This window comes from Prochlorococcus sp. MIT 1342 (genome assembly GCF_047304495.1).
GTDB lineage: Bacteria > Cyanobacteriota > Cyanobacteriia > PCC-6307 > Cyanobiaceae > Prochlorococcus > Prochlorococcus marinus_D.
In genome coordinates this window covers 1709706-1734448 of sequence record NZ_CP138957.1, presented here as the reverse complement: position 1 = coordinate 1734448, position 24743 = coordinate 1709706, and the positions used below count along the sequence as shown (strand labels likewise).

Here is a 24743-nt window from a genome sequence, read left to right as displayed (position 1 = left end):
AGAGGTGTGGGTATGAACGAGCGTCTGAGACAGGGCTTGGTAGCAGCCGAGGGACCCTTGAGTGGTGAAGTGATTAAGGATGTTGAGTGCGTCGCAGGCGGATGCATTCATCAGGCCTGGTGTTTGCAGTTGAAGGGTGGTCGGCAACTGTTTGCCAAAACAGGAGGGGCAGATGCTTTGCCAATGCTCAAGGTCGAAGTTGAGGGGCTAAAGGCTCTTAAGGCATGGGTTGATCCGGGAGTGTTGGAGGTGCCGGAGCCTTTGGCGTTTGATCAGGTCTGTGGTGAAGCCGTGTTGTTGCTGCCTTGGTTGGATTTTCGGGCGGGTAATCAGGCCTCCCTGGGCCGTGGACTGGCTCTTTTGCATCGGGCGTCTGCCGCCGAAAACCCTGGACGCTTTGGTTGGCCCGTGGATGGTTTTATCGGTGCTGGCTCTCAGCCAGGGGGGTGGAGGGAGGAGTGGGGCGACGCATTCGTGACGCTGCGCTTGCGTCCTCAGCTCAGAGAGGCGGCTCGATGGGGCTTGGATCTGGTTGATGTTGAGCCAATCCTCTCGGCGTTAATCCCTTGGTTGGATCGCCATCAACCCATTCCAAGCCTCGTGCATGGGGACCTTTGGAGTGGCAATGCCAATGTTCTCTCAGATGGGCGGGGAGTCTTGCTGGATCCTGCTGCCTGGTGGGCCGATAGAGAAGTTGATTTGGCGATGACTCAATTATTCGGTGGTTTTTCGCAGGATTTTTATATCGGATATGAAAACGTATGGCCACTGCCAGCTGATGCAAGCAAAAGGGTGGAGGTTTATAACCTTTATCACCTCATCAATCACGCCAATCTCTTTGGAGGCTCATATCGAAGTCAGAGCCAAGCCATTCTGAATCGTTTGGCAAGTTGGTTGCTGACTTGAATTGCATTTGAATTTGCAATGTTCAGCCTAAATATTCCTTGCGGAGGTTCTGAACCCTTTCAGAGAGGGCAGAGCGCTTCTCACTGGTGGTGAGGTTTTGCCAGCTCCATTGGCCCACCATCACCACGCCAAGCAGTTCGAGCAGTCCAGGCACGATTGGTAGCAAATTGATTGTGTCCATCACTCCCTTGATCAGGATCTGGGCAACAATCACAGCTGCAAAGATGCCTAAAACCTTGCCGATGCGCCCCATCTGGCTCCAATCGAGCTTGTTTAGGGTTTCGTTGACCTTGCCAACGGCTTCGCTGTAACGCTCTGAGAATTTAATCTCCTCATCTGCGTTATCAACGCTGTTTGTGGTGGTCTTTTCTGTGTTGGATTGTTCGTTTGTCACGGTGTTGATGTCGCTCATGAACACGAAACCGATGGCAAATCTTTGCCGAGCGTATCGAAAGGATCTTTGTTATGCCAGGGCTGCTGGAGTTTGATCGTAATTGCCTGATGGTTCTTCGTCGCAGCTTATTGGCTGTGGCGCCATTTGAGGGATGTGCTCTTTTATTGGGTGATCAAGATGATTCTAATAGTTATCAAGGCGGCAGGATCTGGAATGTTCGGCTGATTTGGCCTTGCTGCAATGTATGGGGGCCGGGAATGTTGAGCCTCCCTGAAGGCTCGAATGATCCGAATCTTGGGGCTGAGTTGCTGCCATCACGCAAGTGTCGCTTTGCTTTGGATCCTCGTGAACAGTTGCAGGCTCAACGCTTTGCCAGAGAGCACAATTGGCAGGTGTTGGGCAGTGCCCATTCTCATCCTGGCGGTGAGGCTGTGCCGTCCGTTATGGATCATCGCTGGGCCACTGTGCCGTCGTTACTGGTGATCGTGGCTGGTTCAGGCAATGTGCGTGCTTGGTGGATGACAGGAGTGCAACCTGGCCAGCAGCATGAGGTTGCGCATTTGGGACAGTGGTAAGGGCATAGCTAGCGGCACTCTTTCCCCTATGGGTCTTCACGAAACCGTTGATGTTGACCTGAGCCCCGATGAGTTAGAGCGTTTTTCTCGTCATCTCACCCTGCCAGAGGTTGGGATGAATGGTCAGAAACGACTCAAGGCGGCTTCTGTGTTGTGTGTGGGTAGTGGCGGGCTCGGTTCGCCGTTGCTGCTTTATTTGGCTGCTGCTGGTGTAGGCCACATCGGGATTGTCGATTTCGATGTTGTTGAGCTCTCTAATTTGCAGCGCCAGGTGATCCATGGCACGAGTTGGGTAGGTCAAGCAAAAACGCATTCTGCTCGGGCTCGCATCCTTGAAATCAATCCCCATTGTCAAGTGGATGTCTACGAGAAAGCGCTGACGCGAGATAACGCTTTTGAGATCATTCAGCCGTACGACATTGTTTGTGACTGCACTGATAATTTCCCTAGCCGTTACCTGGTGAATGACGCTTGTGTGCTTTTAGGTAAGCCCAGTATTTATGGATCGATTCATCGCTTTGAAGGTCAGGCCACGGTGTTTAATCTTGATGCTGAGAGTCCCAACTATCGTGATCTGGTGCCCGAACCGCCACCCGCTGGCTTGGTGCCTTCTTGCGTTGAAGGCGGTGTGATGGGGATCCTTCCGGGATTGATTGGTTTAATTCAGTCCGCGGAGGTCATTAAAATCATTACTGGTATCGGCACGACGTTGAGTGGTCGGCTGCTGGTTGTTGATGCCTTGGCGATGACGTTTCGGGAGATGGCTTTGCGCCCGAGTCAACCGCGAGTTGTGATTGATCAGCTCATTGATTATCAAGACTTTTGTGCTTCTGGTGCTGATAAACCAGCTCAAGAGAAGGCTGCTGGGTTGGAGAGTATTTCAGTTCAGGATCTCAAGTCTTTATTCGATCTTGGCGCTGAGGATTTTGCCCTGGTGGATGTGCGTAATCCCAATGAGGCTGAGATTGCTTGCATTGCTGGTTCAGAATTGATCCCGTTGAACAAGATTGAGAGTGGTGAGGCGATTGAGAAGGTCCGGCAGTTGGCCTCTGGCCGGCGACTGTATGTCTACTGCAAGTTGGGTGGTCGCTCGGTAAAGGCTTTGACCATTCTCAAGCGTCATGGCATTGAAGGTGTCAATGTGACTGGTGGTATTGATGCTTGGGCCAAGGAAGTTGATAACTCATTGCCCCGCTACTGAGTGGGTGATGACATATTTAGGGTCTCATTGTTGAAGGGATTTCAATCAGCCCGCTTCAATCATTACCAGCTGCGGTAGGCGTTTAGGTCAGTCAACCTAAAAAGCTTCTTTGTTGAGGATTGCCTTAGTAATCCACGCCTCGCTTGAGGTCTACGCCCTGTTCTGCATAGTGCTTGTGGCACACCATTTCTGAGTGGACGCCGGCCAGATCGAAGTAGGCAGGTTGGTTTTTGCAACGGCCGGTGATGATGACTTCGGTTTCGGCCGGCTTGCGGAGAAGGGTCTGAACAATCGGCTCCACAGGAATCAGTTCAAGATCCACGCTGGGATTGAGTTCATCGAGGATGACAGTTTTATAGAGCCCACTGGCGATGGCGGCTCTGGCAATTTCCCATGCGCGCTCTGCTTCGACGTAATCGATCGGTTGTTGTTGACCTCGCCAGACGATGGCATCCCGGCCGGAGCGAAGATGATCAACAAGGTGGGGATAGCTTTCTCTTAAGGCCGCAATTGCAGCGTCTTCGGTGTAGCCATTGCCACCTTTAAGCCACTGCAAGATCAACACGCGATGGCTTTTGTCTTGGCTGATGCCACGGCCAATGGCCTGTAGAGCCTTGCCTAGGGCACTGGTGGATTTGCCTTTGCCCTCACCGGTGTAGATCTCAATTCCACCGGTGGGAAGGAAGGGAATGACGCTGTCATCCTGAGGCTCCGGACGACGATGGGCGCGCATTTCGGAATGCAGATCGGCCACCTGAACCAGGGCTCGTGGAGCGGCCCGTCCGGTGACGATGATCTCCATGCCGTCAGGTCGGTCGGTGAGTGTTTTGACTACATCGTCAACAGCCAGCAGGCCTAGATCCAGCACGGGATTGAGTTCATCAAGCACAACGACTGAATAGAGGGCGCTGGCGATGGCTCCCTTGGCGATATCCCAGCCGCGTTGGGCTTCTTGGCGATCAAAACGGGTAGCGTCCTCGGCGATGAAAAATTCACCCCGACCTGTGCGCACTTGGTCGATTAGGTGAGGGAAGCCCTGTTGCAGTGCCTCAATAGCAGCATCTTCGTCGTAGGCGCGGCCTGGGCCTTTGAGGAATCGAAGCAACAGCACCCTGGTTCGTCGTTGCTCGCAGATCCCGAGCCCGATGGTGCGTAGGACAACACCAAGAGCTGCCTGACTTTTACCTTTTCCCTCGCCGTCATAGATGTGCAGTTGGCCATGACTGCGTTCATTGCTTTCGGCTGCGGTCGCGATGCCAATTCCACGTCCTCTGCTGCCGCTTGATGTTTGGCGATTTCTGGGTGTCTTGGATGCTGCCGTCTGCGAAGCCATTGACGGGTCCTCTACGGTTGGAGCTTAACGAGATCGATGGGCTGAGAAGGTGGTTGCTGGGACGGCTGGTGCAGCGGTGTTTCGGCAGTTGGAACCTCTGCCGGAGCGGGAGTATGCCCAGTTGCAGATGTTGCGCAAGCGTCTTGCCAGTTTTGGACGTGTTTGTGTGGCCTATTCCGGTGGAGTTGATAGTGCACTAGTGGCAGCGATTGCGCGGGAACAACTTGGGCCTCAAGCCTTTGCTGTGACAGGGGTTTCTCCTGCACTTGCCCCTGAGCTTCTCGATGAGGCCCGTCAGCAGGCTGCCTGGCTTGAGATTCGTCACCAGGAATGCATGACTCAGGAATTGGATGATCCGGCCTATAGCAGCAATCCCACAGACCGTTGTTTTGCTTGTAAGCGTGAATTACATCGGCATCTGGGCCCGATTGCGCAATCAGCCGGTGGAGCTCAGGTGGTGGATGGCGTGAATTACGACGACTTGGGAGAGCATCGACCTGGCATTGAGGCGGGCCGTCAGGCGGGTGTGCGTTCTCCGCTGGCTGAATTAGAGATTGGCAAGGCAGGTGTACGTCAGATGTCACGAGCTCTTGGATTCCCTTGGTGGGATAAGCCTGCGCAGCCCTGCCTGGCATCACGTTTTCCCTATGGCAATAGCATCAACGCTCAACGATTGCGTCAGGTTGGTCTGGCTGAAGCCTGGTTAAGAACGCTTGGTTTTGCTGAGGTGCGAGTGCGCAGCCAGGGCTTGGCTGCACGCATTGAAGTTCCCGCTGATCGGATTGAGGATGTGCTGCTTGAGTTGGATCGTGAGCAGGTCGTCGCGCATTTCCTTGCGCTGGGTTTCACCTCCATCAGCCTTGATCTGGAAGGTTTGGTCAGCGGCAAGCTCAATCGCACTGGCCAAGAGCATTGAAGGCGTGCAATGGCTTGCAGCTGTATCCCTTTCGCGACTCCGCTTGACTGAGTTGCTATCTGCGGATGATTGAACTTGCGGCTGTGGCTGATGCGCCATAGACCACAGTCCTGAAAGGTCGTTCTCGCTGCTTTTACAGCTGGGCGAGTAGGGCAACAACAGCTTGTCTGGTGCTTTATAGGGAATCAGGTCGTTAGAGCTAGCTCTGCTGGCTCTTAGGACGCGAGGGCTAACATGGTGGCTGTTGATATGCCTTATTCCTTGTAGGCCTGCATCTTGATAACGCAGGAAAAACGGAGGACTGCTTCAGTTTTGCTTTGAGCTTGATTCAGGGCGAGCAGAGAGACTGCTAGTCGTCTTCTTGGTAGCTGGGAGGTTGGCCAAGGTTGGTTGGCTATGGGGCTTTGCGGCGAGGGATGCCTCAATCCGAAGCACCTCTGCCTCACGAATGGCTGTGTTCTTATCCAAGTACTCAATGCTGTTGGGGTGTACTGGTGGCAAACCTGCGGCTGCGCTTCCAGCTCGCAAACAATACAGACTTTTGCAGAATCAACCATGAGCATTTCTGCACATCAAATTCCAGCAGCCAGAGAGAGGCTGCTTGGGAGCCACATGGGAGGGAGAATTAACAGTTTTTTCCTGCTGAATGCCCTTCCCCTCTCGGTGAAAAACGGAACTTGAAGACCTAGGTCTTAGATGCCCTGGCAACTACCCCTGGACTTAAGGGTCTTTAATCCGATTGTATTTATACATTGCTAATGGCTCAAAAATAGAGAGTAAACCGAACCTGTGTTCATGTTGAATCATTCTCTCGCTCCGGAATTTGTATTGACTAGGCTCTTGTCTTCCTTCTCTAAATATCGAGTGTTTGTTGTGGTTGTAGATAAGTGGTTGGAACGACTTGGCCAAATGGTTAGAACGTTTTGGTCACTCTTTCGCTAGGAAATTTCTCTGTATTCAAATACTTTTCAAGATTTGCGATGAAGCCTACGTCGGAACTGCTGAAGGAGTCTCAAGAACAGCTCAGTCAAGCAGAATTAGCTATCAAAGACTTAGAAAAAATGCTAGGGCTAATGAACAAAAGATTTGATGAACTGAATGGAATGATGATTGGGTTGGGGCAAGCTCTTACTTTAGAAGAGAGAAAGAGAGACGATTATCGCAAAAGGGAATAGCAAAGGTTGAGGTTAGAAGAAGAGCATTTGGATAAGTTTGAGCATGACAGGAGGCTTGACTAGTTACCAGCCTCTGAATCTCAAGCCACTACGAACCGGAAGGTGGATGAATGGGGCAATGTGAGTAGGTATTGAGATACACCTTGCCTTTTAGAAGTACCTCTAACGATCATCAAATGCTTCAGTATTGGCTTCAGAAGGTCGCTGTAGCTAGCTGATTAAGCCTTTGGATGGCGTATTGCGGTCGCTAGAGCTGCTGGTGTTTCCCGTTGGAAGCTCTTTAATGCATGGCTTTTGGCGCCAAGTTCCTGGCGTAAGAGCTCACAAGCTTGTTCCGGCATCGTTTGATCGCCGCAAGTGAAGACATCAATAGCCGCATAACCATTCTCAGGCCATGTGTGGATGGAGAGATGCGATTCAGCTAGAAGGGCAAGCCCTGTGACCCCCTGAGGCTCAAATCGGTGGGTGATCAGATTGAGAAGAGTGGCACCAGCACGCTTGGCTGCTGTTGTGATCAGGGTTCTCAGAAAGGCTTCGTCATTGAGCTTGGCGTGATCGCAGTCATAAAGCTCGAGGATGCAGTGCTTGCCCACCATGTCGGTGGCGCTGTGATTGATGGAGCTTGTGTTGTCTTGGTAATTGGTGTCTTCCCATCCTGGATTGGGATGCAAGCAAGACAGGGTTCTCTCCATCAAGGCAATAAAAATCAGCTCGCCACCTTAGCGGACCTCTTCCGATCGATTTAAAGATCCTGCTTCGATGATCTGTGATTGTTGTTGCCATTCATCCTGGAAGCCTTCCAAATGGGTCGCGCTAACGAGGCACTGATGCTTCTCTCCTACAGCCTCGAGCAGCAGCAACTGTCTGCCGGGATCCAGTTCCGCAAGAACGTCATCCAATAACAGCAGAGGGGGTTCACCGCAGAGTTCGCCCACGAGTTCTAGTTCGGCAAGCTTGAGCGCCAGCACCACGGTTCGTTGTTGTCCTGCTGAGCCAAAGCGGCGCGCTTCTGAATCGTTGAGTAGCAATCTCACCTCGTCGCGGTGAGGACCGATCCGGCAACTTCCCAACCGTTCCTCCTCACTGCGCTGGCCTAGGAGTTGCGTTTCGATCGCCAACCGCCAAGGTTCTTCCGCTTCCTCACCTTCGAGTTGGCTGCCTGGCTGATAGTCGAGTCGCAACCGTTCCTTGTGTTTGCTGAGGGTTTCCTGCCATCGGGCTGCAAGTGGTTCAAGGCGGGCGAGAGCTCGACTGCGACGTCGATGAATGCGTGTGCTGACTAAAGCCATCTGTACATCGAAGGCATCCAAGAGGGAATCACGCTCCTGAATCGGGAAGTGGCGCCACTGACGCCACAGCTGGCTTCGCTGACGCAGCAGCTTGTTGAAGCGACTGATCAGATCTGAATAGATCGGTTCAAGTTGTTGTACGACGCGATCAAGCCATTGGCGCCGCAGGGCAGGCTCGCCTCGAACGAGATTGAGATCGAGAGCGCTAAACCCCACGCAACGCAGTGGACCGATTAGATCTAATTGGCGGGTGAGCGTTTTGCCGTTGCGGCGGGCTTGTCGACCTCCTTGCCGCCGCAATTCCAGTTCGAGCTTCTCAGTGTCATCAGCGATGGCGCGAAGTAGGGCCCGCTCTTCTTCCCAGTGGATCAAGTCTTGATCGCTGCTGGCGCGATGCGAGCGCAGGCTGCCGAGTAGCTCTACGGCTTCGAGAAGGTTGGATTTGCCGATGCCATTGGGGCCAATGACCAGCAGCCGATTTTCCGTCAACTCCAGCTGAAGCCTGCTGTAATTGCGATACCCCTGCAGTTCGAGCTGGTGAAGCCGAATCGGTCTTGGAGCGGCATGAGGTTAAGGTACCTTGATTGAGGGGGCTTGAGAGTTGCTCTCATATAGCGGCATCCAGCCGATATTTGTGGGCATGTAGCTCAGTTGGATAGAGCATCAGATTCCGGTTCTGAGGGTCGGGGGTTCGAGTCCCTCCATGCTCGTATTTGCTTTAGCTCCCATACTCTTCTAGAGCTTTCAGTGGCATCGTTCAGTTGAGGAGCTGATCTCAATTCAGGTTGTAGTCGGTCAAGCAAAGATGGCCAGAGTGTTGCAGTTCTCTCGCCATGATTGGGTCACAAGCGTGGTTTAGATCGCTGCAGGAAGGATCCAATAACGATGTTGACTCGACGACTTAGCGGAGTCGATAACTCATCGCTCTTATGCCATCTGGATCAATAATGAAGCCTTGATCCTTCAATGCTTTGAGGGAGATGGCAGGTGCCAATATTGAGATGCTGCAACCAGGCAGAATTCGGCGCAAATTGTCAAGCGCTTGATGTACGAGAACTGCAAGCAATTGTGCTTGTAATGAGCCGGGTTGGGCGACGAGATTCCAGAGGTTGACATTGAGGCCATGGTCGCTGGTGGCGCGCACAAAACCAACCAGCGTTCCTTTCTCTTGTTCAATAATGCTTAGATGCCAAACGCTTCGCTCAAAGGCCAGGGCCCATTGCTCTGAAGTGTGGGTGGCTTCTCTGCAACGAGCGAGAAGTTTGTTGAGTGCTTGAGGATTGGGTGGCTGTTCAAGGTCTAGCCGGAAGCCGGGGGGGAGTTCGGGCTGTTGAAGAAAGGCAAGCAAGGTGGTTTCAACCGGTGTTGCGCATGCCTGCAGCAATGCCGTTAATGGTGAGCAGTGCGCCTCTTAGCAGTTCGCTGCGGCTGTAAGTGCGACCATCGCCAGCATCGTTCATGGGTGGCTGCCGGTTCTGATCACGCAGCTTGCGAAGCAGGGCCACTTGCAGAAACCCAAGGGGCACGATCGTGCGATTGCGAAGATCGACTGATAGCTGTAGGGCGGGATCGGCCGCGAGCAACCTGGGTTGTCCTGTGATGTTTAAGACCAACCGGCGGGTGAGGCTGTACTCCGTTTCGATGATCTCGAAGATACGCTTAAAGGCTTCACGGTAATCTTCGCGGCCAAGGCTAGTCATGTAGTGATGGGCCAGGTCTAGGTCTACTTTTGAAAGGGTCATCTCCACCTTGGAAATCAGCATTCGGAAGAATGGCCAGCGTTGGTGCAGTCTGCGTAGAAGGTCAAGCTGGTCAGCATCTGATTCGACTTCAGCGGCTAAGGCTGTTCCAACGCCAAACCAGCTCGGTAGCAGGAATCGACTTTGCGTCCAGCCAAATACCCAGGGGATCGCTCTCAGGCTAGAGAGGTCCTTGGCGCCGCTTTTGCGTCGAGCAGGACGGCTGGAGATTTGCAATTTGCTGATTTCTTCGATCGGCGTGACCTGTTGGAAGAAGGCCACCAGATCAGGGTTGTTGTGGACAAGGGCACGATAGTGCTCACGTGAACGGCCAGCCAGTCTGGTCATCAGTTGATTCCAACTTGGGGTGGCATCTAGCTGGTTGGTTACCAGACTGTTTTGCAGGACGGCCGTTGTGAATGTTTCTAGGTTGTAGAGGGCTAGCTCGGGCAGGCTGTATTTCGATGCCAGTACTTCTCCCTGCTCAGTGATCTTGATTCGGCCGCGCACGGTTCCGCTTGGTTGGGCAAGGATTGCTTGGTAGGCAGGGCCACCTCCTCTGCCAACAGATCCACCGCGTCCATGGAAAAGGCGCAGAGCCACACCCTGGCGGTTAGCTAGATCTTGCAGGGCAATTTGGGCTTGATGGATCTCCCAATTGCTGGATAGAAATCCGGAGTCTTTGTTGCTGTCCGAATAGCCAAGCATCAGCTCCTGCAGAGGTTGGACCTGTTCGCTGACACGAGGGAGCAAATTGCGGTAGACAGGTGAACTCAAAAGTGCCTCCATTACTGCTGGAGCCCGCTGGAGATCCTCTACGGTTTCGAAGAGGGGCACCACAAGCAGTTCGGCATGGCCAGCAGCCGGATCCACGAGGCCGGCTTCTTTGGCTAGCAGCAGCACCTCGAGTAGATCGGAAACTGTGTGACTCATTGAGATCACATATGTGCGGCAGATTCGGCTGCCGAATTCCTCCTGCAGTCGGCGCAGCATGCGAAACACGGCCACCGTTTCTGCTGTACTGGGCGACCAGATAACGGCAGAGGGGATCAGGGGGCGGCGAGTCTGTAGTTCCTCCATTAACCATTGCACTCGCTCATTTTCGGCCATGTCGCCATAGGCCTTAGGGAGGTTTAGGTAGCGGGTTAATTCGTCGAGAGCATCGCTATGGCGATTGCTCTCCTGGCGGATGTCAAGGCTGGCTAGTGAGAAAGCGAAGATGTGGACCTGATTTAAGAGGGTATCCAGAGGCTCACAGCTCAGATCTGTGCTGACCAGGCTGTTGCGGATCAGTTCTAGGTCGCTGCGGAATTCTGCTACTGATTTGTAGTGAAGGGCTTCTCCCGCATTAATTCGATTGGGGCTGGGGTTTAGGCCTTCTGGTGGGGTTTGCCAGCCTGCTTCGGCCAATTGCTGGTTGCGTTGTTGAGTGAGTTTCAACCTCTCCAGGGTGTAGCTGAGTTTAAGGCGATAAGGCTCGAGTCGATAGCGGGCTGCGCGTTCCTCGTAAACCTCGGGGAATCGAAGCCGGTCCATTTCCAGTGACTCCAACAGTGGAGTGCTTACCTGGCTCCATTGCATGGAGATGCTGAGTTGATCACGGAGTTTTTGAACGGCATTGACATAGCGCTCCAGCATCAGCTGACGTTGATAACAGGCGGTGCGCCAGGTGATTTCTGGCGTAACGGAAGGATTGCCGTCTCTGTCTGATCCAACCCAAGATCCAAACGTGCAGAAGGCAGCTTGTGGAATGTGTACGTCCGGATAGCTCTCGGCCATTGCAGTGATCAGGCGACGCCGTAGCTGGGGCATGGCATCAAAAAGCACCTGTTGGAAATAGTGGAGGGCGTAATCCACCTCATCCAGAACGGAGGGCTTGAACTGATGAAGCTCATCGGTCCGCCACCAGAGCCTGATTTCCTCCTCAAGCTGCAGTCTCAGGCTTTCTTTCTCAGATGTCGATTTTGTTGGATCTGATTGAAACTGCTGCAACAGGCTTGCAACCTTGCGTTGCTTATGGCGAACGGTATGACGGACGATTTCAGTGGGATGAGCAGTGAAAACTAGGCGGATATCCATCTCCTGTAGAAGGGTCTCCAGCTGAGCTGGTGGCACGTTGAGACGGCGAAGTCGTTCGAACAGCTCCCTGAATGTGGCTGGGTCTGTCTGCGTGGCGAGCGGTGGAGCAAAGGGGTCATAGGGTTTGTCTTGGCGGTTGTTTTCTTTGCCAGAGGACATACTTGCGAGGTAGCTGTCTTCCTCGATCCGTTGCTCGAGGATATTCACCAGTTGGAAATAGAGGGAGAAGGCGCGTGCTGCGGTGATCGCTTCTGCCAGGTCCATCTCTTGGATCAACAGCACGATTGCTCTGCTGGCACTGTTCTCATCTGAACCTTCAAGGGCCAAAGGTTCACTGAGTTGCTTCAGTCGCAGTAGTCGTTCTGCCTGATCCGGTGGACATTCGCTGCGTAGCACCGTTTGCCAAAGGTCTTCCACCAGTTCAAGGCGGTTCTGCAGTAAGCGTCCTGCCTGCTGCCCTTCCCCGATTGCTCTGGGCTGTTCGCAATCAGTTTTTTGGGCGGAAGACTGCTGCATCGATGCGCTAGTGGACTCAGGTTTGGCCATGATCATCCCAAAATGGCCTCGGCTTTGCTTGCGTTGAGCTCTTCGGCGTTCATTTCGGCAATGCTGTCTTGAATGACAGCCTCCACAGACTTGCCATCGGCATAGCTCTGTAGCCATTGCATGGCTTGATTGCCCTTATTTAGGACCCTATGCAGCGGTGCAAGTTGTTTCTCCAGACCTAGATCTCTACTGATCGGAATGATTCCCTCGAGCATTGTCTCGATCCAGGAGCGGCACAGGATGGGGCTCCCATCTCGCCAGTGGTGCAGGGTTGCGTCCAGGCTCATTTGAGCGACAGCAGAATCATTTGCATCACAAAGATCAGCAAGTTCATCTGTGGTTAGTCGACTCACTTTGAGTGGATCCAGTTGGCTTGGGTTCTGAAGAAGGCTGAGCACGCGCAGTTCGATTAGGGCAGTCACTGCAAGCAGAACATCGGGATCGGTGATTAAGTCGCAGATGCGCAGCTCTAGACGGTTGAGTTCATAGGGGCGGCGAGGTCCGTTTGGCCGTACTGAGGTCCATAGATGACGCTCATTTTGCATCGTGCCAGTGGCCAGTTGTGCTTCAACCCAAGCGACATAGTCAGGATGGTTTTGGAAGAGTGGTACCCGCTCTGGAGTGAGTGGAAATTGCAGCCATCGCTGAGAGTGGCTTCCCGTGGGCTGGCCATCGAGGAAGGGGGAGCTTGCACTCAGGGCAAGAAAGAGGGCTGCTTCACAACGCACCAAGCGCAGCGCAGCAAACAGCAGCGGTAGATCTTCAAGCCCTAGGTTGATGTGAACACTGGTGGTGACCACCCTGGTGCCGTAGTTGGCCTCAATCAAATCGTGATAGGGGTTGAGCGGATCAGATCGTTCAAAGTGATGACTGTCGCCCAGGCTGAGGGTGCTACCAGGAATCAATGTGAGCTGCCGTGGAACCAACCATTGGCGCAGTCTTCGCCTAGGAGCCAGCAGGGCTTCCCTCAATGGGCCGTAGCGTTGATTTGGCTCAGTGATGTATTCCAGATTTCGGTGGTCTGGTTCTGTGACGAAATCAGCAAGATCGCTTGCTACGGCAGTAGCTACGCCGACGTGCTCACCGCTGAAGCGTCCTGTGAACAGCTCCACTTCGAACCCCTTAAGTAGCAGCCGGGTACTCATGACTTGTGGGACTCGAGGCAGGCCAGGGCTGTGAGCATTCCCCTTGCCTTGTTGAGGGTCTCTTCGTATTCCTTGCTGGGGATGGAATCGGCCACCACACCAGCGCCTGCTTGAACCTTGACTTGCCAGCCGCCTTCAGGATGGGGCCGCACAATCATTGTGCGAATGGTTATAGCTGTATTCAGAGCACCGTTGAGATCGATGGACCCATACACACCTGAATAAGGTCCTCTTGAGTCGGGTTCGAGCTCATGAATGAGCTGCATGGCTCTGATTTTTGGGGCGCCACTGACCGTGCCTGCTGGGAATGAGGCCATGAGTAGATCCCAAACATCCTTGCCTTTGGCAAGCACACCTTCCACTGCACTGACGATGTGCATGACGTGGGAATATTTCTCGATCACCATCAGCTCTTTCACCATCACACTGCCCGGCCTGCAAACGCGTCCAAGGTCATTGCGGCCAAGATCAACCAACATCACATGCTCGGCACGTTCCTTGGGATCTGCCATCAACTCTGCTTCAAGATTGTGGTCCTCAAGTTCGTTGCCGCCACGCTGACGCGTGCCGGCAATAGGCCGAAGGCTGGCCTTAATGCCATCGGCGACAGGCTCCGCCTTGACCATGACCTCCGGGCTTGAGCCAATCAGCTGCCAGTCGCCGAAGTCAAAGAAAGCCATATATGGAGAAGGATTCACCATCCGCAGACTTCGGTAGAGCTCAAGTGGCTGTTGAGGAACCCTGGTCTCCAGCCGTTGACTGATTACAAGCTGGAACACATCACCTGCGGCGATGTGTTGCTTGGCGGTTTGAACTGCCTCCTCAAAGCCTTGTTGGCTGTAGTTACTGATGGTGGAAGGTGGAGATTGACTTTTTGGTTGCCATTGCAGTGGCTGAATCGGCGCAAGTGGTTCCGCCATGCACTTTTCTAGGTCTTGAATGCGTGCTTGTGCCTTGTCCCAAGCTTCGTTAGCCGTTTGCTCGACACTCAGGTCTGCGTATGCCACGGCAGTGATGAGGCGTTTAACTTGATCAATGATCAAGATGCTGTCCATCAGCATCCAGATACCATCAGGCGGATCGTTGTTGTCCCTTAAGTGGACGGGCACTGTGGGTTCAACCCACTTGATCAGTTCAAAACCCCACATTCCATAGAGCTGGCCAAGGGGGGGTAGGCCTGGCAGGGTTGCGGTGCGATAAGGAGCAAGCCATTGCCTGAGGCCTTCAAAAGGGTTGCCGATGGCTTCATCGGTTCGTCCTTCTCGCCAACGACGTGTGAGGTGTTTCCCTCGGCATGTGGCTGTCCAAAGTGGATTGCAGGCCACCACACTCCAGCGCCCAAGAGTTTCACCCCCTTCGACCGATTCGAGTAAGACCCCAGGGGGATGATCTGCCCCAACTTTTAACCAAGTTGTTAGAGGGGTCTCCAGATCCGCTGGCCAACTGCGGGCCAAAGGAATGAAATTGGCACCACTAGCAGCCATCTCAAAGAAATGGTCACGATCAGAGCTGAGCATGAGGGAATCTTCGCAGCTGGTGCCGAGTGGTTGAAGATCCCCGTACCCTTCAGGCGAAAGGGACTCAGGCGTCGTAGGTGTTGCGCCCGCTGAATTTTAATTTCGCTGGATTGGCGTTTTCTCCGATCCGGCGATTGTTGACGTTCACCATAACCCTCCCTTCATTGACTTTCTCAGGGAATACGCCGTCTTTTGGATGCAGGAATTCGGTGTCACCACCTGGGAAGACGCGATAAATTTTGTAGTCTTCAATCTTGGGTTTGAAGGTACGCAGTTGAGTGCCTAACGCGAGGCATTGTTCTTTGCGAGCGAAATACATGAGGTTCTCGCCCTCATTCATTTCAGCTGCGCCGCCAGTGGGTAGTTCGAACGCCTGAGCTGTTGTGCTGCTCCAAGTGATGGCGTACTTCTCTTCGGTTTCAGCGGAATTTAGAAGGCCCCCGGTGCTCCCTAGATACTTGGGATACTGACCTGTTAACGCCGTTGCTGTCATGAGTAACCTCGAGAATCGGCATACCGTTACTGGTGAAAAGTAGCACTGCGTTTTGTGCCCTATGGCACTGCTTGGCAGCAAGCTTCACACCCGTCAACATTGTGGCTTGTTTTGGAGTTCAAAGTTTTTCCTCAGCGATGGGAAAAAATACTGTGAGCCCTTTGTCCCGACGCTGTGTTAGCCACCCACCCAAGCTAGCCAGCATTCGTTGGGTTGCTGCTTGGCTGAGTTGCAGGCTGCCGGTTTTGGGGTCCCAGCTCAGCACTGGGCCTAGAGCAGCCTTTTGATCCCTACTGCTGGCTCCTTGATCTTCATGATTGGGTATTTGGCTGAGGATTTGAAGCTTTAGGCGGGGGCCCGCAGGGCGAAGCGTGAGCGATAGGCTGCCACCTGCTGGCAGGCCGCGGCTCGTGCGGTCAATTAATCCACCCAGCATCGGTTCAAGACGTCTTGGATCACTAAGAACTTCTGGTAAATCAGGGGTGATATCGATTTGGAGCCCTACCCCGCGGCGTTCGAGCTGCTGACGCCAGGCTGGATGAAGCATGGCCAGCATGGCGCCGAGGTCGGTATGGGCGAGCATGGACGCTTCTGGCGGCTGCCGCTGAAGTTCTGCGGCATGAAAAATGAGGCCGAATCGATCAATTTGCTCAGTGCACTCAGCATCGATCTGTTTGAGACGGTTGACTACGACACCAGGAAGGTCACTTCGCCGCAGCAGGGAGTGGATCAGGGTTCGGATGGTCGCTAGTGGGGTTCGCACCTCATGAGTGAGTGCCTCCAGCAGAATGAGTTCAGCACTCGTTTCTTGATTGGCTTCTCCACTGGACTTGGCCGGGTGTGATCTTTCAGGAATCGGTTGCAGTGTGAGACTTGGGGCCATGCCGGCCAACCGTTCCGCAAGTCGAGGCCAGAAGATTTTTTCTAGTTCAGGGTTGCTTTGTAAAGGTCCTAGGTTTGCCAAAGCCTGACGAAGCTCAATGGCATGGCCAGGGTCTTCGCTGTTCAGTCTCAGGTCCAGCATCTTCAAGAGATCACTGAGAGTTTCTGGATCACTGCGCATTAACAGATGGCGCTCTGCGGGTTTGCCATGCAGGGCCAGGGCAATTTGAACATCCGGGGTAATGATCAGCAGAAGGGGCTCATGACCATCGTTTTGGCGCAGTGGTAACCGTTGATAGCCCCCGACGGCTGAATTGCTTCTCTCATGGATTGATGACCTCATGCGACTGGGAGGCAAGAGGCCGCCTTGAGGAGAGTGGAGGGTTTCGAGCTCGTCTGGTGCCCAGACCCATCCTTTTAAGCGTTCGAGCAGTCTTGGCTCATAGAGCGCAGGTAGTGGTGCTGCCAGCCAAAGTCCCTTTTCAGGATCCATGGGCAGCAGGATGTCGTCTTGCAAGGTGTCCAGAGCTGCCCACCACAGGCGTCGAACGGTGGCTTCATCGACCCGGCCAGGAGTGACACCTTCTGCAAGTCGTTGTTGGATCGTGGAGAGCGAGATGGAATCGCTCACCAGTTGTTGAGTCTTGTGTGGCCTCGGCGTGCCACCGAAAGGCAGAGTCCAAGTGCTACGAAGTTCACCACCATTGCTGAGCGGCCATAGCTCATAAATGGTAAGGGGATACCAGTGACAGGGCCAAGGCCAATGGTCATAAAGATGTTCACGACCACTTGGAACATCACCATCGTGGCGACGCCTATGACAACCAGTGATTCGAAGTCAGTGCGGGCTTCTCTGGCAACTTGTAGTAGGCGTCCCATGAGTAGCGCGAAGCCTGTTACGACAAGGATGGTCCCGATGAAGCCAGTTTCTTCTCCTAGGGCACTGAAGATGAAATCGGTGTGCTGCTCGGGGATGAAACGTAGCTTGGTGAGTTGACCTTGCAGCAGCCCTGTGCCAAATAGCCCGCCAGAGCCAATGCCCACAGTGCTTTGCAGGAGGTGATAGCCACCGCCTAGGGGGTCTTTGGTGGGATCGAGAAACAGCACCAGCCGTTCTCTTTGATAGTCCTTGAGGCCATGCAACCAAAGCCAAGGGGTGGTAACAGCCACGACTCCTTGCAGCGCCAAAGTGAGCGAAGCGGCCAGGCGTTTCCATGGCAGTGAGCGATAGGCCAGCAAACCCATCAGAGGGAGCCATGCGCAGAGAGTCCAAGGCCATAGCCCTGCAAGGAGTGCTGTGGCTAGAGGTGATAGGAGCAACAGGACCCATTCCCAGGGCATGTCAGCCCAATAGAGCATTGTCACTAGCAGGGCGCCGAACACGAGTGAACTGCCGAGATCCGGTTGCAGGAAGACCAGTGTCCAGGGCACAGAAATCACGGCCAAAGGCCTCATCAGGTCGATGGGGCGTTCTATCGGGTGGCGGTCGAGTACTGCTGCCAAAAGGAGTATTGCTGCCAGTTTGGCGAATTCAGATGGCTGAACATTCACCCCAGCGATGCTGATCCACCGCTGAGCGCCTAGGGCGGAGGTGCCGATTAGGCGAACGGCTACCAGGCTCAGAACAGTGAGTGCGTAGAGGGGAATTAATAGCGGCCGCAGTCTCTGGACTGGCAATCGGGCCAGCAACAGAGCGACCAAGCATCCCAATCCAGCGGTGATCCAGTGGTGATACCAGTCGGCGTAATCAGCCTGTCTTTGAGTGCTGGCGATCAGAACGCCCGCAAGGATCACCATGGCCACTGGCACCCCCCAGAGCACTAGATCTAGTTCTTTCCACCATCTGCCTAGATGCCCCTTAGAACGGAAGGACTTGCCACCATTGCGTCGCCGCCTCTGGCTTGAAAGCATGGTCAGCTGGCCTTGGAGGCGCAATCCAGAACTTGTTTGGCTAATTGCTTGAAGGCTTTGGCACTCACTGATTCGGGTCGGCTATGAACGATGGGACTCCCTTCATTACCCCCTTCTTGCACAGGCATTTCCATAGGGATTTGTGCCAGCAGAGGGACATTGTTTTCCATCGCCAGCTGCTCTCCCCCTCCAGAGCCGAATAGGGCGTAACGACGCTCTGGTTGATCGGGAGGTACGAAGGCGGTCATGTTTTCGACCACGCCGAGCACGTTGATGCCCATTTGCTTGAACATTGCCAGTCCTCGGCGAGCATCCTGCAGTGAAACTTTCTGGGGGGTGGTGACAATCACCACCCCCGCAATGGGAACTGCCTGCGCTAGTGACAACTGTGCATCGCCAGTGCCTGGAGGTAGATCGACCACCAAAACATCTCGCTCCCCCCAGTAGGCCTGATACAGGAATTGGCGGATAATCCCGTTCAGCATCGGGCCGCGCCAGATCACTGGTTGGTTCTCCTCGATTAGCAGACCCATCGACACCATGGCTATCCCATGACTTTCGATCGGGATGATGCATTGCTCAGCACCGTTGCCGCTCACCTCTGGCGTGCGATCAGCGACTCCAAGCATGGTTGGAGTATTTGGTCCATAGATATCGGCATCGAGCAGTCCCACGCTTAGGCCCTCCTGGGCTAGTGCGCAGGCCAGATTGACGGCCACGGTGCTTTTGCCAACCCCTCCTTTACCACTGCTTACGGCGACAATCTGCTGAACCCCTTGGATGGCCTGGGGCTGGGCAGATTGTCCATGGCCAGCCTGGCCTATAGGCCCCTGGCTGGCAGTCTCCCCAATTTCAATCTGCACCTCACTGATGCCGTTGAGCTCTAGTAAGACTTGTCGAGCTTCCTGTGCCAATCGATCCCTTTGGCTTTGGGCAAATCCAGGCAAGGTGAGGCGGATGACGGCGCGAGGAGGAATGACACGGACTTGGTCAATCCAGCCCATTTCAAGAGCCGAGCGGCCGCTGCCTGAATCCTTGACTTGATCAAGCGCATTGTGTGCCTGCTCGGCCGTGGCCATGCCTTTCCTTCAGGTGAGAGGATCCTATGTGTGGACTCTCGTGACAGTTCTCAAGGGCGATATCTGAAAAGACACAAAAACAGAGCTGTCCTGGCACAAAATACAACGCAATTCTATTAGTGTTGTCTGCATTGTTCCTACTTTAATTGGCAAGCTTATGGGTGCTTCTGAGAATGTTGGCCAAGGTCCTCCTCCTCCTCACTCGCGCAAACGTGCACGTGAATTGGTACTCGGCTTGCAAGATGAGATCTGTAATGAACTAGAGAGTCTGGATGGTGGCCAATCTTTTAGAACTGACAGTTGGGAGCGGCCTGAAGGGGGTGGTGGGCGATCCAAGGTGATGCGTGAGGGCCGAGTTTTCGAACAGGGCGGCGTTAATTTCTCTGAGGTGCACGGCGAGGAGTTGCCTCCGTCGATTTTGAATCAGCGGCCTGAGGCAAAGGGGCATCCCTGGTTTGCTACCGGCACTTCGATGGTGCTACACCCGCGCAATCCCTATGTACCGACGATCCACCTTAATTACCGCTATTTCGAGGCGGGGCCGGTGTGGTGGTTTGGTGGTGGCGCTGACCTCACGCCGTTTTATCCCTACCTGGAAGATGCCCGCCATTTCCATCGCGTTCACAAGCAGGCTTGTGACACGGTTGGACCTGAGCTCCATAAGGTCTTTAAACCTTGGTGTGACGAATATTTCTATCTGAAGCACCGTGGCGAGACACGTGGTGTGGGTGGAATTTTTTACGACTACCAGGATGGATCTGGAGTGCTTTACAAAGGTCAAAACTCTGAGGGGTCCGCTGCACAGGTCTCACGGGAGTTAGGGCCTCATCCGAAGAGCTGGGAACAGTTGTTTGAGCTGGCCAAGGCTTGTGGGAAGGCTTTCTTGCCGGCTTATGTGCCGATTGTGGAGAAACGTCAGGAGCAGGCCTATGGCGATCGAGAACGTCAATTCCAGTTGTATCGCCGTGGGCGATATGCGGAGTTCAATCTGGTCTGGGATCGGGGCACGATTTTCGGATTGCAAACCAATGGTCGAACTGAGTCGATCTTGATGTCTTTGCCACCACTGGCTCGTTGGGAGTATGGATATGTCGCACCAGCTGATTCAAGGGAGGCTTTGCTCACTGATTTGTTTACTCGACCTCAGAATTGGTTTGAGGATTCGACGTTGGAGGAGCGTTGTCGACCACACCAGGCGGTGGATTAGAAGACGTCTTTCCACGTACTCCCAGCATCAAAGCATCTGTGACTTTAAGGGCGATAGCTTGAATGGTTGCTTCTCTGGTTTTGGGGTTGCGGAGATTTGCCTCCAGACTCCCTTCCAGCATTCCGATCTCAAGGATGCTGATCCCTCGTCGTGGTCCACCAAGGCCTCCCCGAAAGAATCTGGGAAATCGACCGAAGCTCTGAGCAAGACTTTCATCCACTCGGTTGAGGTTGCGATTGAGGGCAGGGATCAGTCCAGATCCATATCCATGCGGGCTGTATGCATCGAAGTGAATCTCTAGGATGTAGTCGCCTTGCCTGGAAAGGCGGTGGGCTACTGACCAGTTGGTACGTGGATCGCTCGCTTTAGCAATTGAGAGTGTTCCTGGGTCGTAGCCGATGATATTGAGCCCTTTTTGCTTACTGAGGGCAACGACTGCATCGCGTACTTTCTGGTTCCAAAAGAGTTCATCCCGCATGCGGGGATCCATCGGTGCTTCTCCCCTTTGATCAACTGCAGCACCTGGGGTTCCTGAGCCATGCATCCCCTGTGAGTCTGCATGTCCTGCCATGACAACAATCTTTAAAGAGGGAGACACAGGTTGGCGACCTACCCAATTGCCCCTTAAGCGCGTGCGGGGACCGGTGTTTAGCTCTGCAATCGGTGATTGAGACGGTGCTGTTCTTGAAGGAGATTCAATAGGTGGCGGAGATGGTGCTTCTGCGGAAGTGGCCGGGCAAAGCAAGCTGATCCCCAAGCTGAAAGCTTTGCTCAGAATCAATAGGCTCCTGCCTTTCCCGCTGAGATTTGAAATCACTCAGATTGGAGAGGATAGAAGAGAGCCATCGCTAGCCAGCTCAAGGGGCTGGGAGAGTTCCAATTCCATGGCAATCAGTTCGTCGCGATGGGCCCTCAGCCGCAGGGTGCTGCCTTCGTCGTCGCTGGCGCTGATCAAGCGAAGTTCAACGGCTTCAATGCGGTTGGCGCGATTGCTGTAGATCAATCCTGCGAGTGGGCCCAGACCAATAAGCAGAAGTGGCCACCAGTCCAGGAGGGGATAAAGCTGGCGGATAACCAGTCCAAGGCAGCCTGAACCAACGGCAGCGTATAGGGATAACAGGATTGCCAGCCATTGGCTGGAGGCAACGCTTCCACTGAAGCGAAGGACTTGTCTATCAGCATCGCCACTATCTTGCTTCCAGCCTCGTTCCTCCAGCCAGTGGATCATTCCATTGAGGACCTCTAGTGGGGGACGCGGTGAGTGAACATCTACAACCGTGGTTCGGTCTTTACTTGCTGCCCGCAGAAAGAACACCAGGCCGATGGCCAGTAGCACTGTGAGTAGCAGGGTCGAGGAGAAGACCGCCGGCATCGCGTTCGTGCATGGGTGCTGATGTACCCATCTGTTCTAGGTCTTTACGATGCCATGGCAGGGCTCTATCAGTCGCTTTGCATCAGCCTTTGCTGTAGCGAGGAGCTGAAGCATGTGATTCGGTCGGATCAGGTTTTGGGCAGCGTTGCTTGGTGTTGCTGTATGAGCCTTGCTTAGCTCTATAGAAAATTCAGGGCTTTTTGCAGCATGCTTTTCGAAAGCCGATGACGTGGCAGCCTCAGGGCTAATTGATGCAAGATTCTTGCTTGATAGTTGACTGTTTTGAGCAAGGAGATCAGCAACCTGTAGACGGTTGCTTCCAGATCGAGAAACTGTTGCGGTGGTTGAAAAAATCTTGCTTGATATCGGCCAGACAGTTCAGCGAGGGCATGCGTCGGATGCTCAAGGCGAGCGAGTGACCATGCCTGATTCAACCCAGTCTCGCCACCGTTTTCAAATCAGCAAAATGAGCAAGCCGGCGCTGTGGCCCTTCAGAGTGGTGAGGATCTGTCCTGGCCCTGCGCCATTTGCTTAATGGCCGACTTTTCTCAAGCTCCTGCAAGTTTTGTCGTTTTCGATGGGGATCTCGACTCAGACTGGGCGAATCGATATCTCAGAGCATCTGCGATTGCGGTAGACACTGAGGCCATGGGACTGATTCATGGCCGTGACCGCCTCTGTCTCGTGCAGATTTGTGACCCTGCCGACAATGTGGCATGCGTGCGGATTGGTTTGGGTCAGACGTCTGCCCCTCGCTTGCAGAAGCTCATGGAGGCCCCTTCTGTTGAAAAGGTGTTCCACTTTGCTCGCTTTGATGTGGCCGCACTTGCTAGCGGATTGGGCATCTCCGTTTTGCCCATTTTCTGTACGAAGGTGGCCAGTCGCCTTGCACGAACCTATAGCCCTCGCCATGGGTTGAAGGAGGTGGTGATGGAGTTGGTTGGAGTTGAACTGGATAAGCAGGCCCAGAGCAGTGATTGGGGACGGGTTGAGGAACTCAGCGATGTTCAGTTGGCCTATGCCGCCAACGATGCTCGATATCTGCTTCCGGCTAGGCAGCGTCTAGAAATGATGTTGCGACGTGAGGGGCGCTGGGAGATTGCGCAGCGTTGTTTCAGTTGTATTCCTGTGATCGCGGAACTGGATCGTTTGCGATTTACTCAGATCTTTGAACATTGACGAGTGTCGTGGGCTTTAGTCCTCAACCATGAAGTTCTCTTCACTGGCCACAGCTTCCAGAAGTCGGTCGAGTTGAGAACCTGAGGTGTTTTCTCCTTCTGTTGGGCGTGAGCGAGCCGCCTCAAGTAGACGTTCGGCAATGGCCTTGCGGCCTTCAAGATCCCTAACCTCCTCTCGACTTGCTGTCAGTTCAACCTTTCTTCGGGCCGAGGCAAGGCTAATGCTGAGGCAGCTGGCCAGTTCGGCGTAGATTTTCACTAAGGCATGGTCCTGCATGGCCGCCATGGCAGTGGTGCTGCAAGCGTTCAGTATCCGCTATGGCGTGTCAAACAGAGCGTTGTCTAGGTGCTCTCCTATGCCCTAATAAAAGCTGTGAGATCAGTGCTGCGAGTGCAGCACTGCCGCCAGCTGTTCCCATTCGTCTGTTGCCAATCCTGCCTAATCGTTGTCGAAGGGAGTCGTCTTTTAACAGTCTTTGCAGCCTGTCTGCCAGTTCTTCTTTGCTTTGACAGGGCAGTACGGCTCCTCCCAAGAGGCGACTTTGCCGTATGGCGAATTGTCGTTTGAATTGTGGTCCTGGTCCAGGCATCGATAAGGCCGGAATGCCTAGCCCTACAAGTTGTTCTGTGGCGGTTCCAGCGGTGACAAGGCCCACTTCGGTCCAGGCCGCCCAGCGGTTGAATTGACCAGGCCCGAGTAGCAAGAGCTGTGTACCTTTGACCCAGCAGGCCTTGGCTCCCAGGGTGTCGATGGGGGGGGTGGATGGTAGGTATCCATCGGTTCTGAGAATGGCTTCGAGCTGGTTGAGGCTGGGTTGGGAGCCAAAGGCTACAAGTACTGCTAGAGGTAAATCGCTATCGAGCTGGCCTAGGCCTTCAAGGAGTCGCTTGAAATTCGTGCCTGCTTCGGGCATTCGACTGCCACAGAGCAATAACAGGCGCCGGCATCGGTTGAGGGCGGCAGGACTTGATTCGACCTTGAATCCATCCATCATTGGGTTCCCAGGCGCCGTTGCGGCTACCCCGTGGCGTCGTAGTCCTCTGGCGGTGAGATGATCACGAACGGCAACCACTCGGCATCGAGAAGATCGCATTAGGGCCCATTCCCAGGGATCCCATTCACTGCCTTTGAGGCGGTGGTAGTGGTCGCTCAAGGCCCGGCCTGGTCCACTTCTCCAGGTGTAATCACTTTTCGGTGTGCCGATGAAGCCATAGGTTCCACCACTGCTCCATGCCATGAGCAGTGGCAACAGGTCTCCTACTGCCAGAATGGCTTTGCCAGCTTTGGCTGAGCGGCGCACACATCGCCACTGTCGCCAGCTGAGCAGAGTGAGTCCGGCGGCAAGATCAGCAATCAGGCCCCGCAAGCTTTGATTGCTGAAGCCACCACTTGGCAAGGGCGCTGAAGGGCCCAGGCGCTTAAGCCATCCAGCGGCTAAGGCATGTTCAAAAGCTTGTCCTATCCCTACGAGGGGAAGCACTTCAATGGGCAGATTCGGACATTTGCGATGTAGTGCCTCCAACACCCGTAGTGCAATCAGATCCTCGCCATGCCCGTTGCAAATCACGAGCAGAGAGCTAGCAGAGTGGCTGATACGATCCGCTGCAGGGAATTGAGTCTCCCTGGCGGCGGCATGGCCAAGTGGTAAGGCAGAGGATTGCAAATCCTTTATCCCCAGTTCGAATCTGGGTGCCGCCTTCGACAAAGTCCTCCAAACAAGTCGCAGTAACTGGCGTGTTCTCGTCTTAGTTCTCTGCAAAAGCGGAAGGGGAGCGGAAGGGGAGTTGGGCTACTTCTCAATCAAC

At 54.1% G+C, this 24743-nt stretch carries 24 protein-coding genes and 2 tRNA genes; 9 read left to right on the top strand and 17 right to left on the bottom strand.

The window, feature by feature from the left end; genetic code table 11:
• Positions 1-12: 12 nt before the first annotated feature.
• Positions 13-906, top strand: coding sequence for a fructosamine kinase family protein (locus tag SIB79_RS08930; RefSeq protein ID WP_063405139.1), 894 nt, complete (start codon positions 13-15; stop codon positions 904-906).
• A gap of 22 nt (positions 907-928) precedes the next feature.
• On the opposite strand, the gene SIB79_RS08925 is transcribed toward SIB79_RS08930, so the two are convergent.
• Positions 929-1318 carry a CAAD domain-containing protein gene (locus SIB79_RS08925; RefSeq protein ID WP_063405141.1) on the bottom strand — a complete coding sequence of 130 codons (390 nt, stop codon included), beginning with the start codon at positions 1316-1318 and terminating at the stop codon, positions 929-931.
• A gap of 89 nt (positions 1319-1407) precedes the next feature.
• Here SIB79_RS08925 and SIB79_RS08920 point away from each other — a divergent pair, with 89 nt between their 5' ends.
• Positions 1408-1875 (top strand): M67 family metallopeptidase, encoded by a 468-nt coding sequence (locus SIB79_RS08920; protein WP_236072722.1) that lies wholly within the window; start codon positions 1408-1410, stop codon positions 1873-1875.
• 28 nt (positions 1876-1903) lie between these two features.
• The gene (gene moeB / locus SIB79_RS08915; protein WP_063405145.1) at positions 1904-3076 is read left to right on the top strand and encodes a molybdopterin-synthase adenylyltransferase MoeB; all 1173 of its coding nucleotides are present in this window, start codon (positions 1904-1906) and stop codon (positions 3074-3076) included.
• A 124-nt stretch (positions 3077-3200) separates the two neighbouring features.
• On the opposite strand, the gene SIB79_RS08910 is transcribed toward moeB, so the two are convergent.
• Positions 3201-4409, bottom strand: a complete 1209-nt coding sequence (locus SIB79_RS08910; RefSeq protein ID WP_063405150.1) for a cob(I)yrinic acid a,c-diamide adenosyltransferase — start codon at positions 4407-4409, stop codon at positions 3201-3203.
• Positions 4410-4485: 76 nt separating this feature from the next.
• Between SIB79_RS08910 and larE the strand changes: the two genes are divergently transcribed.
• Positions 4486-5325, top strand: coding sequence for an ATP-dependent sacrificial sulfur transferase LarE (gene larE, locus SIB79_RS08905; RefSeq protein WP_063405435.1), 840 nt, complete (start codon positions 4486-4488; stop codon positions 5323-5325).
• Positions 5326-5631: 306 nt separating this feature from the next.
• Here larE and SIB79_RS08900 read toward each other — a convergent pair whose 3' ends face one another.
• Positions 5632-5853 carry a hypothetical protein gene (locus tag SIB79_RS08900; protein ID WP_063405152.1) on the bottom strand — a complete coding sequence of 74 codons (222 nt, stop codon included), beginning with the start codon at positions 5851-5853 and terminating at the stop codon, positions 5632-5634.
• A 452-nt stretch (positions 5854-6305) separates the two neighbouring features.
• Between SIB79_RS08900 and SIB79_RS08895 the strand changes: the two genes are divergently transcribed.
• Positions 6306-6500, top strand: coding sequence for a hypothetical protein (locus SIB79_RS08895; RefSeq protein ID WP_063405154.1), 195 nt, complete (start codon positions 6306-6308; stop codon positions 6498-6500).
• 218 nt (positions 6501-6718) lie between these two features.
• Here the strand turns inward: SIB79_RS08895 and speD are convergent, their stop codons facing one another.
• Together speD and recF are read right to left on the bottom strand one after the other, a co-directional pair.
• The gene (gene speD / locus SIB79_RS08890) at positions 6719-7192 is read right to left on the bottom strand and encodes an adenosylmethionine decarboxylase (RefSeq protein ID WP_063405156.1); all 474 of its coding nucleotides are present in this window, start codon (positions 7190-7192) and stop codon (positions 6719-6721) included.
• A gap of 27 nt (positions 7193-7219) precedes the next feature.
• Positions 7220-8317: a DNA replication/repair protein RecF gene (gene recF / locus SIB79_RS08885; RefSeq protein WP_236072733.1), complete on the bottom strand. Its 1098-nt coding sequence runs from the start codon at positions 8315-8317 to the stop codon at positions 7220-7222.
• A 108-nt stretch (positions 8318-8425) separates the two neighbouring features.
• On the opposite strand from recF, the gene SIB79_RS08880 reads away from it, so the two are divergent.
• Positions 8426-8499: transfer RNA gene (locus SIB79_RS08880), tRNA-Arg, on the top strand.
• Between the two features lie 191 nt (positions 8500-8690).
• On the opposite strand, the gene SIB79_RS08875 is transcribed toward SIB79_RS08880, so the two are convergent.
• From SIB79_RS08875 to SIB79_RS08840, 8 genes are all read right to left on the bottom strand, one after another.
• Entirely contained in the window at positions 8691-9173 is a 483-nt protein-coding gene (locus SIB79_RS08875; RefSeq protein ID WP_063405159.1) for a hypothetical protein, read from the bottom strand.
• Positions 9145-12159 (bottom strand): phosphoenolpyruvate carboxylase, encoded by a 3015-nt coding sequence (gene ppc / locus SIB79_RS08870; RefSeq protein WP_196757653.1) that lies wholly within the window; start codon positions 12157-12159, stop codon positions 9145-9147. The genes SIB79_RS08875 and ppc overlap by 29 nt, the downstream gene beginning before the upstream one ends.
• Positions 12156-13298, bottom strand: a complete 1143-nt coding sequence (gene gshA / locus SIB79_RS08865) for a glutamate--cysteine ligase (RefSeq protein WP_063405161.1) — start codon at positions 13296-13298, stop codon at positions 12156-12158. The genes ppc and gshA overlap by 4 nt, the downstream gene beginning before the upstream one ends.
• Complete coding sequence (locus tag SIB79_RS08860) at positions 13295-14815, bottom strand: anthranilate synthase component I family protein (RefSeq protein ID WP_063405163.1); 1521 nt, start codon at positions 14813-14815, stop codon at positions 13295-13297. The genes gshA and SIB79_RS08860 overlap by 4 nt, the downstream gene beginning before the upstream one ends.
• A gap of 64 nt (positions 14816-14879) precedes the next feature.
• Positions 14880-15308, bottom strand: coding sequence for a photosystem I reaction center subunit II PsaD (locus SIB79_RS08855; RefSeq protein ID WP_063405166.1), 429 nt, complete (start codon positions 15306-15308; stop codon positions 14880-14882).
• Between the two features lie 118 nt (positions 15309-15426).
• Positions 15427-16821 carry a HAMP domain-containing histidine kinase gene (locus tag SIB79_RS08850; protein ID WP_155724716.1) on the bottom strand — a complete coding sequence of 465 codons (1395 nt, stop codon included), beginning with the start codon at positions 16819-16821 and terminating at the stop codon, positions 15427-15429.
• On the bottom strand, positions 16818-18101 hold the full coding sequence (gene rodA, locus SIB79_RS08845) for a rod shape-determining protein RodA (RefSeq protein ID WP_063405439.1): 1284 nt from the start codon (positions 18099-18101) through the stop codon (positions 16818-16820). Before rodA ends, SIB79_RS08850 begins: the two co-directional genes overlap by 4 nt.
• A gap of 2 nt (positions 18102-18103) precedes the next feature.
• Positions 18104-19180 carry an Mrp/NBP35 family ATP-binding protein gene (locus tag SIB79_RS08840; RefSeq protein ID WP_063405170.1) on the bottom strand — a complete coding sequence of 359 codons (1077 nt, stop codon included), beginning with the start codon at positions 19178-19180 and terminating at the stop codon, positions 18104-18106.
• Between the two features lie 130 nt (positions 19181-19310).
• On the opposite strand from SIB79_RS08840, the gene hemF reads away from it, so the two are divergent.
• Positions 19311-20387 (top strand): oxygen-dependent coproporphyrinogen oxidase, encoded by a 1077-nt coding sequence (gene hemF, locus SIB79_RS08835; RefSeq protein WP_063405172.1) that lies wholly within the window; start codon positions 19311-19313, stop codon positions 20385-20387.
• Here the strand turns inward: hemF and SIB79_RS08830 are convergent.
• Together SIB79_RS08830 and SIB79_RS08825 are read right to left on the bottom strand one after the other, a co-directional pair.
• Positions 20314-21144, bottom strand: a complete 831-nt coding sequence (locus SIB79_RS08830) for an N-acetylmuramoyl-L-alanine amidase (protein ID WP_236072724.1) — start codon at positions 21142-21144, stop codon at positions 20314-20316. The two genes, hemF and SIB79_RS08830, sit on opposite strands and share 74 nt — an antisense overlap.
• A gap of 60 nt (positions 21145-21204) precedes the next feature.
• Positions 21205-21759, bottom strand: coding sequence for a cofactor assembly of complex C subunit B (locus SIB79_RS08825; RefSeq protein ID WP_063405174.1), 555 nt, complete (start codon positions 21757-21759; stop codon positions 21205-21207).
• A gap of 534 nt (positions 21760-22293) precedes the next feature.
• Between SIB79_RS08825 and SIB79_RS08820 the strand changes: the two genes are divergently transcribed.
• Positions 22294-22938: a ribonuclease D gene (locus tag SIB79_RS08820; protein ID WP_063401120.1), complete on the top strand. Its 645-nt coding sequence runs from the start codon at positions 22294-22296 to the stop codon at positions 22936-22938.
• A 15-nt stretch (positions 22939-22953) separates the two neighbouring features.
• On the opposite strand, the gene SIB79_RS08815 is transcribed toward SIB79_RS08820, so the two are convergent.
• Positions 22954-23223, bottom strand: a complete 270-nt coding sequence (locus tag SIB79_RS08815; protein WP_011131069.1) for a hypothetical protein — start codon at positions 23221-23223, stop codon at positions 22954-22956.
• Between the two features lie 40 nt (positions 23224-23263).
• Complete coding sequence (locus SIB79_RS08810; RefSeq protein ID WP_063405176.1) at positions 23264-24511, bottom strand: lipid-A-disaccharide synthase-related protein; 1248 nt, start codon at positions 24509-24511, stop codon at positions 23264-23266.
• A 54-nt stretch (positions 24512-24565) separates the two neighbouring features.
• On the opposite strand from SIB79_RS08810, the gene SIB79_RS08805 reads away from it, so the two are divergent.
• Positions 24566-24636 (top strand) — tRNA-Cys (locus SIB79_RS08805).
• The last annotated feature ends 107 nt before the right edge of the window (positions 24637-24743 follow it).